The following is a 12,987-nucleotide window of genomic DNA, read 5'->3' on the forward strand; positions in this document are numbered from 1 at the left end:
TGTATGTTTATACAGTATCATAGACCGTTTATTATTGGGAAGCGGAAATTATTTCACCGCATCACTATGTTGCTGAAAAAGCAAACCATTATTCTGCTTCGCCCACGCTTTTGGCGTGGGTTTCTCTATCCATACCGGGTTATCGGGCGGTGGATCGCTACAGCGGCTGGTGGGCCAGCGCGTACAGTTATTGACAGAACTCCAAGAGGACGCAGACGCGCCCTGAAGGTCAACCTCCGTTCGCTTCGGCACAATTTTCCATTTTTTCAGCCGCGTCAGCACCGGCGAACCGGCACCGACCTGCGTGTCATACACCCCGCGAATACGTAACGTGGTTTCGCCGTACTGGTTAAATTCTTCATCTGCCGCATACAGCGTGCGCACCTGCAAATCATCGCGACGGACAAACGGCCCGCCCTGCGCATTGACGTAACCTGCCCAGTCCCCGGCATCGGCAGCATCGTGTACCAGTGCGAATTCCACGCTTAAGCCGCGTGCTGTTTCGCCATCGGCCATTTTTCTCAGCTCGCGATACACCGTGACCGGCGCGCCGCCAACAAACTGAAACTGACGGATACGCCAGCGCGCCGCCCAGGCAGAAACTGCGCAGGCCGTCTCCTGCAACGGTGCGCCGCTCTCGTTATCGTGCTCGCCTTCCAGCGCGTAACCGTCGATATTCTTGGCGATATACTTCGCCACATAACCGGTGGCGCTGCCTTTTTGCGCATCGATCGCCTCGGCGTGAAAGCGAGCGCGCTTCGCCTTATCGCTGCGCAGCTCGTGGTGGTCCTCTTCGCGGGCATAGTCGCCCAGAATTTCTCGCACGTGGCTGACATCCTGCGACTGCATAAACAGCAGAAGATGCCAGTGCGGCGTGCCATCGTGATGCGGTTCAGCCACGCGAATGCCGAATATGCGCAGACCGTTACGATGCAAGCTGGCGCGGATCCGCGCCCACAGCCGGGTGAAATAACCCTGTGTTTGCGCCGGGCTGGCACCGTTCCACTTATGATTGCGGTAACCGGCGCGGGTGGTGGCGTGCCAGGCTGACGGTGCGGTCAGGGTATAAAACTCGCCGACATAACCCAGCGACTGACAAATCGTTTCAAAGCCGCGAATGCGCGTCATCATTTCGCAGCGGCGAATCGCCGGGTTGGCGACCGAGCCGTCATGCTTATCGATCAGGCTGATGCGGTTCCCTTCCTCATCTTCCAGCTCCATGCTGTTGAGGAACTCGCGGTTACGGCGTTTCTGCTCGCGCCAGGTGCTGATGCAATCGTCGCTGGCATAGGGCCGTTTTTTCTTGCTGACGTTACCCAGCGCAATTTGTAAATGTTCGCGCCACTGGGCGGCGATACGACGCAGATGACCGCGCCACCAGACTTCGCTAAACAGGCGGATCACCGCCGGGGCAATCTCATCAGCGCAGGCGACTTTACGGGTGACACGCTGCCAGTGCGGCGGTGTGACGTTAAATTGCAGCGCAATCATTCCGGCGTGCAGATACCAGCGGTGCAGGGTTTTTAGCTCTGCCGCTTCTGCGGTGTCGATATTTGCCAGTTCGCCGCGAATAAAATACGCGATGTCGGTCGCCAGGCGGTCAACTGCGCTTTTCGCCAGATCCGGCAGTTGGTTGTAGCGGGCCAGCAGCGTCATCAGACGGCTCGCCAGATCCTGCTGGATGGCGGTATCAAAATGACCATTGAACACGGCTCTGGAGAGGCGCGGGCTAAGCGGTTTGTGTTGGTAGCGCTGCGCCACCGCGTTTAGCCGTGGGATGGCGCGGTGAAAGAAGTGGCAGAGAAAGGCGTTGGCCCGCACCGTACCTTGCGCCTGTTCCAGCGCATCGATATGGCGGGTGAGCGGAAAGCGGATGCACTCCGGTTGCAGCGCCAGGGCGTGGCGCGCCTGCTGCACCGCCGCAAAATTCTGGTTGCGGCGGTGCAGTTCCGCGTGGGTGAGATACGGGCTGGCGATCGCTGAGCGCGGCGCATTCCATGGATAAGCCCACGAGACCGTCAATTAGCGCCTCCGGTAATGTTTATCTTTCAGTTCAGCGAGTTGCTGGCAACTGACGCAGCAGGTCACGCCGGGCAACGCCATTCGCCGGGCCTCGGGAATCGGAGCGTCACAGCATTCGCAGGTGAGGCGTGAGGGCAACAGCAGGCGGTTACGCGCCTGGCGGATATAGCGCTCGCGATCGTCCAGCTCTCGTTGCTGAACGAGATCCATTTCATCGGCCATCAGTGCAGCTCCTGTGCCTGGTTATCGATATGGCTCGCTTCCTGGCGCAGTAGCTCGGCGGCATCGCACCACTCAAGACGCTGGGTAGCGATCAGCGCTGCCAGCGCGTCCAGCCGCCCGGAAATAATCCCGGCGCAGCGCAGACGTTCGTTGTTGCGGGCTTCTGCCAGTAGCAGCGCGATCTCTTCATGGCTGCGTCCTGGATGGGGGGGGATATTTTTACGCATGGTATTTCTCCTGAAATTCGGGCAAAGGGAGGCCCGACGGGTTGACGTCATAGGTATGAAAAAAAGGGGTTACAGCGGCATGGTTAGCCGTTTCGGAAACAGGCTTACTACCGCACGGAAATGGTTCATGGCGGCAATCAACGCGCGCTTCTCCTCGAGCGTCAGTGCATCCGGATGAAGCGCCTGACGCGCCGCTGGCACTCTGGCGAGAAAGAAGATCGCTGCCAGCGCCCGGCTGTTCTCTTCAAAATGTTCATCCCGCTTATCACGTAGCTCGTCGATAAAGCGAGCCACTTCGCGCCAGCTATCACCCCAGAAGCGGCCGCGGATCTCCGCGATATGGTTCAGCCCGCTCAGGCGTTCTCCGGCGTTGAGTGGAAGCATTGCGGTGGGGGAAGTGATCGCCATATTACCTCCTGCTTGCTGTTGAGTTTGCAAAAGCAAATTCAGCTAAACGAGGTGCCGGAACGACGGTCGAGATAACGACAGTCGATCGCCTGCTGGGTTAATTTGTCGCGCCAGGCCTGCACGTTGATCAGTGTGCGGCTGCGTTTACTGGCGTTTTCCGCGCTCGAATAGTCGCGGGTCGGGGCTTTCAGCAGGATGCCTTCGTCTAGCCATTGCCAGACCAGACGCTCGCTGATACCGCGCATGGCGGCAAAATCCCGCACTGTCATGGCATCGGACATCGCCGAACGGATCAGCGTTTGCAACGTCGGGAGAAGGGCGGATACCAGCTCATCCATCTGCCCGTGGGTGAAATTCCTGGATTGCATTTGAGAGCCAGATAACGGATGCGATGGCGTTGATTTTGCATCTGACATATCGCATTATCTCCTGTTGTTTGAAATGTACTGCACTGCTGTGCATTTTGGTCGATGCACAGCAATATAAATCGCAAATGCGATTGTGTAAATCGCTTTTTTTATGTTGGTGAACATGAGTGATAACAAAATGAGTGTTCAGGATGTGATCGAGCGTATTGCTGCGTCCTATTCTGTCTCCAGCCAGAAGGCGCTCGCCGAAGCGCTGGATGTCCCGGCGAACAATATCAGTAGCTGGATCCAGCGCGACAGTGTGCCCTATAAGGCGGTGGTTAAATGCGCACTGGATACTGGCGCAGATTTGCACTGGCTGGTAAGCGGTGAGTTTGCAAATGCAAAATTAACGGATAAGCCACAGCCGAAAGGCAAGGCGCTGTACGATGAGATTTTATCGACCGGCGGGCGTCCGGTGCTGCGACGCATCCTCGATGCGTATGGTTTTCAGATGCAAAAAGATCTCGGCGACCTGCTCGATATCTCCTCCGGTACCATCAGCACCTGGGTGCGGCGTGAGTTTTTCCCCGGCGACGTGGTGGTGACCTGCGCGCTGGATACCGGTGTCTCGTTGAACTGGCTGGCGACCGGGAAAGGAGAAATGTATCCGGCTCCGGCGCCGGCGGTGCAAAGTGACGCCGTGCTGAGCATTCCGAAATTCCGTCTGGAATCCGGCGAGCTGAAAGAGGCGGGCATCTGGGCGCTGGATCGCAGCCTTGCGCCGTCTTCGACGGAAGGGCTGAATTTTATCGAAGGGCTGAATGCGGCCTGGCTGGTTGATACCTCGGCGCAGAAAATTGGCAACGGGCGCTGGTTTATTAGTATCGACGATGCGCTGGATGTGTTTGATGTGGTGCGGCTGCCGGGCGGCAAAGTACGCCTGACGAATAACGCGGTCGATTTCGAATGTGGTGTGTCAGAGGTTGCGCCGTTCGGCGTGGTGGTTTTTACGCTGGAAAAACATGTGTAAGCAGCAATGACGGTTAGCAAACAGAAAAACGGCAAGTGGCTGTGCGAACTGTACCCGCAGGGACGGGAAGGGCGGCGTATTCGTCGGCAGTTTAATACCAAAGGCGAGGCCGAAGCGTTTGAATCCTGGACGAAACAGGAGGCGCAGGAGAAGCCGTGGCTGGGCGAAAAAGAGGATCGCCGGCGTTTAAGCGAGCTGATCACGCTGTGGTTTAAGCTGCATGGCCAGTCGCTGGCGGCGAGCAAGTCGCGGATGGCGAAGCTGGAGATTGTCTGTCGCGGGTTGGGCGATCCGGTCGCCTCGCGGCTGACTGCCAAAGCGTGGGCGCACTATCGCGATCAGCGTTTGAGCGGCGAAATCGACAACGGTTATACGCCGGACAAAGCAAAGTGGAAGGTGAAACCGGTAACGGTCAACCGCGAGCAGCAATATCTGAGCGCGGTGTTTAACGAACTGCGACGGTTGGGTGAGTGGACGCTGCCGAACCCGATTGAAAACGTGCGTATTTTTCGCGAAAAAGAGCGGGAAATGACGTGGCTGACGCAGCCGCAAATCATCACTCTGCTGGCGGCCTGTGAACGCTACGGCCATGCTGATTTAACCCTTGTGGTGAAAATTTGCCTGGCTACCGGCGCGCGCTGGCGCGAGGCGGAAAACCTCAATCGCTCGCAGCTTGCAGCGAATAAAATCACCTTTATCAAAACCAAAGGTGGGCGCAACCGGACAGTACCGATCCCGCCGTGGCTTTTTGACGAGCTATCGCCACTGCAAGGGCAGATGTTCCAGCCGTGCTATGGGGAATTCAGCAAAATGCTGGCCACCACCGATATCTCGCTGGCTGAAGGGCAGAAAACCCACGTTCTGCGTCACACTTTTGCCGCACACTTCATGACCAATGGCGGCAATATTCTCGTGCTGCAACGTATTCTTGGCCATGCCAATATCCGTGAAACCATGCGCTACGCCCACTTTGCGCCCGATCATCTTGAAGAGGCGGTGATGCTCAACCCGCTATCGCAACTTTATGGCGGCAAAATGGCGGCAGATGTTGCATAACGCTGCAATTCTCTGCATGAAAAAGGATTTTATACCCTGATAAAAAAGGATAAATCGTTGAATGCTGCAAGTGGCGACAAAAGCGTCTTAACTAAGTTTTTTGCTGCGGTTACCTTTTCTTTTTCGAAATAATTTAACCTACTGGTGATGATTAATTTACAATGCGGCCTCGATCGGGAGGAGATGCGGTGAAGAACGTTTTTCATCAATGGGCAGCAAAACGCTCAGCCACATGGCTGGCGCTGTTTGCGATCTTGCTGATCATCATCGCCCCGCTGATTTCCGTCTCCCTGCAACAAGATCCAATGAGTGCCATGCCGGGTATGCATCACGAGATGAGCATGCCGATGCATCATGAGATGTCCTCTCAGCCGGAAAACCATCCGCAAACTTCACTGCCTGTTGATCACGCTGAAGCCTGTGGCTACTGCGTCTTGCTGGCGCATGTACCTGGCCTGATCCTGCTGGTTGCAGTGTTACTGTTGGGGCGTGCATTGCGCATTTGCCTGACGCCCGCTCGCTCGCTGGTCAGTGAGTGGCACTTCTTCCCCTGGCTTTGCCCTGACACGCGCGCGCCGCCGCTTTTCTGCTTTTCCTGACATTTATAAAAGGCCGTTAGCCTTTGCATAACGGCACACTCTGACTATTCCTGAGGAAAAGTATGACTTCCTGCACCCCGCGTGTGGCGTGGCTGAATTTGCTGCGACGCCTGCATTTTTATATTGGCCTGTTTGTCGGGCCTTTTATCTTCATCGCGGCCCTGAGCGGCACGCTGTACGTGGCGACGCCACAACTGGAAAATGTCCTCTACAGTGATGCGCTATACGGTGTGTCCTCCGGTACGCGTCAGCCGCTTGCTGAGCAGATTGCTGTTGCTGAACAGGTGACCGGTGGCTATCTGCGTTTGCATGCTGTGCGGCCTGGCCTTGCCGACAACGCTACCACTCGCGTGATGTTTGCTGATCCGCAACTTGGCGTGTCGGAAAACCGCGCCATCTTTATCGATCCGGTGACGTTACAGGTGAAGGGTGATATGACGGTGTACGGTACCAGTGGTATTTTGCCGCTGCGCCAGTGGATCGACTATTTTCACCGCTCACTGCTGCTGGGCAATGCGGGCCGCCTCTACAGTGAGCTTGCCGCTTCATGGATGTGGGTGGCGGCGCTGGGCGGGATTGCACTGTGGTTTTTCACGCGCCCGAAACGGCGGATAAATAATGCAGTGCAAAATCATCGCCGCCTGCATGTGGTGCTCGGCTGGAGCCTGCTGGCCGGTATGCTGCTGTTTTCTGCCACCGGCCTGACGTGGTCACAGTGGGCGGGGGGCAATGTCAATAGTCTGCGTGCGGCTTTCGGCTGGATGACGCCGCAGGTTAACACGCAGCTTGATGGCGCAGCGATGGCGAGCGATCCCCATGCGGAGCATCATCTGCATCCTGCGGGCATGAAAATGCCGGAAATGGCGCTGAATTTGGTGCAATTTGATGAAGTGTTACAAGTTGCCCGACAGGCCGGAATTGCTGCCAGCAAACTGGAGATCCGCCCACCGCGCAGTATGGATCAAGCGTGGACGGTGACAGAAATCGATCGCGGCTGGCCAACGCAGGTCGATGCGGTAGCAATTAATGGCAGCACGCTGGCGGTGGTTGATCACACTCGGTTTGCCGACTTCCCGTTGATGGCGAAACTGACGCGTTGGGGCGTCGATTTTCATATGGGAGTGTTATTCGGCCTTGCGAACCAGTTATTACTGATCCTTTTCGGTGCTGCGCTGTGCGTGATGATCGTGGTTGGCTACCGTTTGTGGTGGATTCGCCGACCGGCAGGTGCTGCGGTTAATCCGGCGGCAACCTTGCTTTCCAGCTGGCAGAGTTTGAGCCGGACAGGGCGCTTTAGCACACTGGTCATCGCGCTGCTGCTGGGGATCATGTTGCCGGTGATGGGCGGCAGTCTGCTGCTGTTTATACTGATTGATGCCCTGCGCTGGAAACGTGCCGTACAGCGTTCAGCCAGCGCGCAAGCATAAGTAAAAGGCACTGCTTGTAAACTTATAATTACACTCAGTGCCGTAATAAGGCACAATAAATTGGCTGTGTAAATAAAATGGTACGTTTTGTGGATTGAAATCTTTACCGTATGTGGTATGGTTACGCCATCCTCTGCGGAGGAACCCTTATCGCAAAACGAGTCATACAGGATCGCCATCATGCAAAAAGACGCGCTGAACAACGTACATATCACTGACGAACAGGTTTTGATCACCCCGGAACAATTGAAAGCGGCTTTTCCGCTGACTATTGAGCAGGAAGCGCAAATCGCTCAGTCCCGCCAGACCATCTCCAACATCATTGCCGGAAAAGATCCGCGCCTGCTGGTGGTGTGTGGCCCTTGCTCGATTCACGATCCTGAAGCCGCGATTGAATATGCTCGTCGATTTAAAGCCCTTTCCGCAGAGGTCAGCGATAGCCTCTATCTGGTGATGCGCGTCTATTTTGAAAAACCCCGTACCACCGTTGGCTGGAAGGGGCTGATTAACGATCCGCACATGGATGGCTCGTTTGATGTGGAAGCTGGCCTGAAGATCGCGCGTCAACTGCTGGTGGAACTGGTGAGTATGGGCCTGCCGCTGGCGACCGAAGCGCTGGATCCGAACAGCCCGCAGTTCCTCGGTGACTTGTTTAGCTGGTCGGCAATTGGCGCACGCACCACTGAATCCCAGACGCACCGCGAAATGGCGTCCGGTTTGTCGATGCCAGTCGGTTTCAAAAACGGCACCGACGGTAGTCTGGCGACGGCAATTAATGCCATGCGCGCAGCGTCAATGCCACACCGTTTTGTTGGTATCAACCAGGCCGGACAGGTTTGCCTGCTGCAAACCCAGGGTAACCCGGATGGGCATGTGATCCTGCGCGGTGGCAAAGCACCGAACTACAGCCCGGCGGATGTCGCGCAGTGTGAAAAAGAGATGGAACAGGCGGGACTGAAACCGTCGCTGATGGTAGATTGCAGTCATGGTAATTCCAACAAAGATTACCGTCGCCAGCCTGCCGTTGCCGAATCTGTGGTGGCACAGATCAAAGATGGCAACCGCTCGATTACCGGTCTGATGATTGAAAGCAACATTCATGAAGGCAATCAATCCTCAGAGCAGCCGCGCTGCGCCATGAAGTACGGCGTTTCTGTGACGGATGCCTGCATTAGCTGGGAATCGACCGAAGCGCTGTTGCGTGAGATCGATAAAGATCTGCGTAATAGTCTGGCGGCGCGTTTCGCTTAAGAGGTTGTTATGGTTGCTGAATTGACCGCACTACGCGATCAAATTGATGAAGTGGATAAGGCGCTGCTGGGGTTGCTGGCGCGCCGTCTGGAGCTGGTGGCCGAAGTTGGCGAAGTAAAAAGCAAATATGGCTTGCCGATCTATGTGCCGGAACGTGAAGCCTCAATGCTGGCTTCACGCCGCAAAGAGGCTGAACTGCTCGGCGTTCCGCCGGATCTGATTGAAGATGTGCTGCGTCGCGTGATGCGTGAATCTTATTCCAGCGAAAATGACAAAGGTTTTAAAACCCTGTGTCCTGAAATGCGGCCGGTGGTGATTGTCGGCGGTGCAGGTCAGATGGGGCAACTGTTTGCCAAAATGTTAACACTGTCGGGTTATCAGGTTCGCATTCTGGAGAAAGAGGACTGGGCGCGGGCGGGCGAACTGCTGGCCGATGCTGGCATGGTGATTGTCAGTGTGCCGATCCACGTGACCGAACAAGTGATAGGCCAACTGCCGCCGTTGCCGGACGACTGTATTCTGGTCGATCTGGCATCGGTGAAAAGCGGTCCGTTGCAGGCGATGTTGTCGGCGCATAAAGGCCCGGTGCTTGGTCTTCATCCAATGTTTGGCCCGGATAGCGGTAGTCTTGCCAAGCAAGTGGTGGTCTGGTGTGACGGACGTCAGCCAGAGGCTTATCAGTGGTTCCTTGAGCAGATTCAGGTCTGGGGCGCGCGTTTGCATCGCATCAGCGCTGTTGAACACGACCAGAATATGGCGTTTATTCAGGCGCTGCGCCACTTCGCGACATTCGCTTACGGGCTGCATCTGGCCGAAGAGAATGTGCAGCTTGAGCAGTTGCTGGCGCTCTCATCGCCAATTTATCGTCTGGAGCTGGCAATGGTTGGGCGCCTGTTTGCGCAGGATCCGCAGCTTTACGCAGACATTATTATGTCTTCGTCGAACAATCTGGCGCTGATCAAGCGTTACTACCAGCGCTTTGGCGAAGCCATCGGGTTGCTGGAGCAGGGCGATAAACAGGCCTTTATCGACAGCTTCCGCAAAGTGGAGCACTGGTTTGGCGATTACGCTCAGCGTTTTCAGAACGAAAGCCGTGTATTGCTGCGTCAGGCGAACGATAGCCGCCAGTAAAAGAAAAGCCGTTTATACTGAAAAGCCAGTGGTTACCGCTGGCTTTTTTCATTTAAGGGACGCGCAATGGCGGAGTTACAGAAACTGTTTGATTACACAGGTCATCTGCCGGAATGTCCGACCTGGAGCGAAGCAGAGCAGGCGCTTTACTGGGCGGATATTCTGGAAGGTGAAATTCATCGTTACCATCTGGCATCTGGCGAACACCGGGTGCTCTCCTTTCCTGAAGAGGTCGGCTGTTTTGCATTGCGCGAGAAAGGCGGTTTTATCGTGGCAATGCGTAATGCAATCTGGCTGACAGATTCGCACGGCCTGCTGCGACAGAAAGTGTGCGACAACCCATCGAATCCGCAACTGGCGCGCTTTAACGATGGCGGCACAGATCATCGGGGACGCTTTTACGCCGGGACATTCTGGGGGCCAGGCGATTACAACGGCGCTTTGCTATTGCGGGTGGATAACGATCTGACGCCGAAAGTGGTGCAGTGCGATATTCATGGGGCGAATGGTCTGGCATTCAGCCAGGATCAGCAATGGATGTTTACCTCCGACACGCCCAACGGTGTGATTTATCGTACGCCGCTGGATGAGCAGGGCGAACCTGGGCGTCGGGAAGTGTTCCGCCGGTTTACTACCGGGGAAGGGATCCCGGATGGTGCGGCGATGGATGTTGAAGGTTGCTACTGGAGCGCGATGTTTGATGGCTGGCGCGTGGCTCGCTTCTCACCGCAGGGCGAACAGCTTGCAGAGTATCGATTACCGGTACGTTGCCCTACGATGGTCTGCTTTGGCGGCGATGATATGAAAACGCTGTTTATCACGACTACGCGGGAAAATATGGAGGAGAAAGAGCTGGCGCGTTATCCGCTTTCTGGCGCTATCTTCACCCTGCCGGTGAACGTGGCAGGGATGAAGAAACCGCTGTTCAAAGAGTGCTAAACCGGATCGACCGGCACCACGTTTTCGCTGGGATAGCAGCCAAGCACTTTCAGCGAACGGGTGATATCGCTCAGTTCGCGCAGTGCTTTTTGCATTTCTGCTGAGTGGAGATTGACCTGCACATCAAGATAGAACATCTCTTCCCATGGATTACCGTGGATCGGACGTGACTCCAGTTTGGTCATGATCAGATTATGATTGCGCAGTACCAATAGCGCTTCAACCAACGCACCGGCCTGTTGGCCTGTTGCCATCAGTAGTGTGGTTTTTGCTGGAACCTGTTCTGATACATCAATAGCTTTACGCGCCAGTACGATAAAGCGGGTGATATTCTGTGTCTGGTTCGCCAGGTTACGCTCCAGCACCTGTAAACCATACAGTGCGCTGCCCGCTTCGCTGCCCAGCGCAGCAACATGTGGTGAGTTCGCCTGCGCCACTTTCTCCATCGCCGCCGAGGTGCTTTCGCAATATTCGATTTTCCACTGCGGGTAGTGGTTCAGGAATTGGCTGCACTGCTGGAAAGGCTGCGGGTGGCTGTAAACCGTCTGGATCTGCTCCAGATCTGTTGAACCGGAAACCAGCACACAGTGATCGATCGGCACTGTCAGCTCACCAACGATCGACAAGCTGGTGTGTTGAAGTAAATCGTACACGTCGTTGATAGCGCCGGAACTGGTATTTTCCAGCGGCACCACGGCGTAATCTGCCAGGCCGGTTTCGACCTGGTTAAAAATATCGTGAAACTTAAGGCAACCGCTCTCGATAAATTGCTCAAAATGGCGAGCGGCGTACTGACGCGCCGCGAGGTGCGAATAAGAGCCTTTTGGCCCCAGAAAAGCAATGCGCGCTGAGTGTGGATCGATCTTGTTAAGGTGCTGCTGGAGCAAGGCTTGCTGAGTCAGGACGGAATCTTCAATGATCAGTTGGAACAGGCGAGTGATGTAATGGGCATCGAGGTGATGCGCTTTGCCCAGTTGGATCAGGCGCTCCAGTAAATCCCGCTCGCGGTCGATATCGCGCACCGGGCGGTGTGAGTCGAGCTTGGCTTTGCCGACCTCAACGGAGAGCTGGCGGCGCTCTGCCAGCAGGGTCAGCAACTGCTCATCCAGTGCACTGATCTTTACGCGTAAATCCAGTAAGGGGTTTTCAGCCGTCATGTTGTTGCCTTTTATTATTAAAAAAAAAGCCTCCCGGTGTGGGAGGCCTTATTGTTCGTCTTCGCATTCTTTATCACAAAACGAATCGCCTCCCTAATTGGGGAAGGTAAAAAAGAATGCGAAGAAGAACGGCACACGTTTCATATAAATTTCCTTTGAGCGACCAAAGTACAGTAACCGCACTGTTTTCGCTCTGTCAATAAAAAACGCGCCCGCAGGCGCGTTGAATATGGACTCAATATAGAGACTACTCTTTTTCTTCTTCCTCAATGAAGCTTGTGTCTTTCACCGATGTTGTGGCGCGACGTGCTTCACCTTTGTGCTGCACTTTATTGAGCTGCCGTTCCAGCTTGTTTATCAATTCGTTGATAGCGGTGTACATATCTTCATGCCGTGCACTGGCCACCAGATGTCCATTCGGTGTGTTGATCGTGGCATCAGCGATAAAGCCCTGCGGCTCCTTGGAGAGAATGATATGTGGATTAATCAGATGTGTTTGCCATTTATCCAGTTTGGCGAGACGGTCTGCGACATGCTGGCGGATTGCCGGAGTAATTTCCATTTGTTTACTGGTAATGTTCATTGTCATAAATTTTACCTCTTGTCTTTCCGTCTGGGTGATTTCAGCATACCGCGCCTAATGTCAAAAAGCGTGATTTAAATCACATTATTTTGTCGGTTTTTGTCAAAGGAAAGGTTTTGTGAGGCAGGACAGGAAGAGAGGAAAATTACCTTGTGGAACTCATCATTAACGGTCATAGTTGATAGGATGCATTGCGGCTAAACCGCTTCAGCTATTGGTAAAATGAATAAAAAAACGGCAGCCATTGGCTGTAATGCCGATCAGTTAAGGATCAGTTGACCGATCCAGTGGCTGTGTAAGAATCCGGAAACGCTCACTCGTTTCCGGATTTTTTTATGTACATTGGACAGGCCCTTGATTTGGTATCCCGTTACGATTCTCTGCGTAACCCACTGACTTCTCTGGGGGATTACCTCGACCCCGAACTCATCTCTCGTTGCCTTGCCGAATCAGGTACAGTAACGCTACGCAAGCGCCGTCTTCCCCTCGAAATGATGGTCTGGTGTATTGTTGGCATGGCGCTTGAGCGTAAAGAACCTCTTCACCAGATTGTGAATCGCCTGGACATCATGCTGCCGGGCAATC

16 protein-coding genes and 1 other annotated feature are annotated in these 12,987 nt (G+C 54.8%); of the genes, 8 read left to right on the forward strand and 8 right to left on the reverse strand.

From position 1 onward, the window contains the following. Window positions 1–48: 48 nt before the first annotated feature. From GA0061070_RS19790 to GA0061070_RS19810, 5 genes are all read right to left on the reverse strand, one after another. Window positions 49–2,022: a replication endonuclease gene (locus GA0061070_RS19790; RefSeq protein ID WP_090137702.1), complete on the reverse strand. Its 1,974-nt coding sequence runs from the start codon at window positions 2,020–2,022 to the stop codon at window positions 49–51. Continuing rightward, on the reverse strand, window positions 2,023–2,244 hold the full coding sequence (locus GA0061070_RS19795) for a TraR/DksA family transcriptional regulator (RefSeq protein WP_090137704.1): 222 nt from the start codon (window positions 2,242–2,244) through the stop codon (window positions 2,023–2,025). After that, window positions 2,244–2,471 carry a DUF2732 family protein gene (locus GA0061070_RS19800; protein WP_090137706.1) on the reverse strand — a complete coding sequence of 76 codons (228 nt, stop codon included), beginning with the start codon at window positions 2,469–2,471 and terminating at the stop codon, window positions 2,244–2,246. The genes GA0061070_RS19795 and GA0061070_RS19800 overlap by 1 nt, the downstream gene beginning before the upstream one ends. 69 nt (window positions 2,472–2,540) lie before the next feature. Beyond that, window positions 2,541–2,879, reverse strand: a complete 339-nt coding sequence (locus GA0061070_RS19805; protein WP_090137708.1) for a DUF5347 family protein — start codon at window positions 2,877–2,879, stop codon at window positions 2,541–2,543. A gap of 38 nt (window positions 2,880–2,917) precedes the next feature. Next, the gene (locus tag GA0061070_RS19810; protein ID WP_090137710.1) at window positions 2,918–3,295 is read right to left on the reverse strand and encodes a Cro/Cl family transcriptional regulator; all 378 of its coding nucleotides are present in this window, start codon (window positions 3,293–3,295) and stop codon (window positions 2,918–2,920) included. A gap of 115 nt (window positions 3,296–3,410) precedes the next feature. Between GA0061070_RS19810 and GA0061070_RS19815 the strand changes: the two genes are divergently transcribed. From GA0061070_RS19815 to GA0061070_RS19845, 7 genes are all read left to right on the forward strand, one after another. Further along, the gene (locus tag GA0061070_RS19815; protein WP_090137730.1) at window positions 3,411–4,259 is read left to right on the forward strand and encodes a phage repressor protein CI; all 849 of its coding nucleotides are present in this window, start codon (window positions 3,411–3,413) and stop codon (window positions 4,257–4,259) included. A 6-nt stretch (window positions 4,260–4,265) separates the two neighbouring features. Then, complete coding sequence (locus GA0061070_RS19820) at window positions 4,266–5,315, forward strand: site-specific integrase (RefSeq protein WP_090137712.1); 1,050 nt, start codon at window positions 4,266–4,268, stop codon at window positions 5,313–5,315. A gap of 188 nt (window positions 5,316–5,503) precedes the next feature. Continuing rightward, window positions 5,504–5,914, forward strand: a complete 411-nt coding sequence (locus GA0061070_RS19825; RefSeq protein ID WP_090137714.1) for a DUF2946 domain-containing protein — start codon at window positions 5,504–5,506, stop codon at window positions 5,912–5,914. A gap of 62 nt (window positions 5,915–5,976) precedes the next feature. After that, the gene (locus tag GA0061070_RS19830) at window positions 5,977–7,341 is read left to right on the forward strand and encodes a PepSY-associated TM helix domain-containing protein (RefSeq protein WP_090137716.1); all 1,365 of its coding nucleotides are present in this window, start codon (window positions 5,977–5,979) and stop codon (window positions 7,339–7,341) included. Window positions 7,342–7,521: 180 nt separating this feature from the next. Continuing rightward, entirely contained in the window at window positions 7,522–8,592 is a 1,071-nt protein-coding gene (gene aroF / locus GA0061070_RS19835; RefSeq protein ID WP_090137719.1) for a 3-deoxy-7-phosphoheptulonate synthase AroF, read from the forward strand. 9 nt (window positions 8,593–8,601) lie between these two features. Next, on the forward strand, window positions 8,602–9,723 hold the full coding sequence (tyrA, locus tag GA0061070_RS19840; RefSeq protein ID WP_090137721.1) for a bifunctional chorismate mutase/prephenate dehydrogenase: 1,122 nt from the start codon (window positions 8,602–8,604) through the stop codon (window positions 9,721–9,723). Between the two features lie 66 nt (window positions 9,724–9,789). Beyond that, window positions 9,790–10,662, forward strand: coding sequence for an SMP-30/gluconolactonase/LRE family protein (locus GA0061070_RS19845; RefSeq protein WP_090137724.1), 873 nt, complete (start codon window positions 9,790–9,792; stop codon window positions 10,660–10,662). Here the strand turns inward: GA0061070_RS19845 and pheA are convergent. The 3 genes from pheA to raiA all read right to left on the reverse strand — a co-directional run bounded on the left by pheA (window position 10,659) and on the right by raiA (window position 12,408). Then, window positions 10,659–11,819: a bifunctional chorismate mutase/prephenate dehydratase gene (pheA, locus tag GA0061070_RS19850; protein ID WP_090137726.1), complete on the reverse strand. Its 1,161-nt coding sequence runs from the start codon at window positions 11,817–11,819 to the stop codon at window positions 10,659–10,661. The two genes, GA0061070_RS19845 and pheA, sit on opposite strands and share 4 nt — an antisense overlap. A 19-nt stretch (window positions 11,820–11,838) precedes the next feature. Next, window positions 11,839–11,964, reverse strand: a sequence feature (Phe leader region). Continuing rightward, complete coding sequence (gene pheL / locus GA0061070_RS24895) at window positions 11,913–11,963, reverse strand: pheA operon leader peptide PheL (protein WP_139109800.1); 51 nt, start codon at window positions 11,961–11,963, stop codon at window positions 11,913–11,915. (Overlaps the previous feature by 51 nt.) Window positions 11,965–12,066: 102 nt before the next feature. Continuing rightward, entirely contained in the window at window positions 12,067–12,408 is a 342-nt protein-coding gene (gene raiA / locus GA0061070_RS19855; protein ID WP_090137728.1) for a ribosome-associated translation inhibitor RaiA, read from the reverse strand. 329 nt (window positions 12,409–12,737) lie between these two features. Here raiA and GA0061070_RS19860 point away from each other — a divergent pair. Beyond that, the coding region (locus GA0061070_RS19860; protein ID WP_208598189.1) for a transposase domain-containing protein at window positions 12,738–12,987 on the forward strand (250 nt) is incomplete at its 3' end.

It is taken from the genome of Kosakonia oryziphila, from assembly GCF_900094795.1.
Classification (GTDB): domain Bacteria; phylum Pseudomonadota; class Gammaproteobacteria; order Enterobacterales; family Enterobacteriaceae; genus Kosakonia; species Kosakonia oryziphila.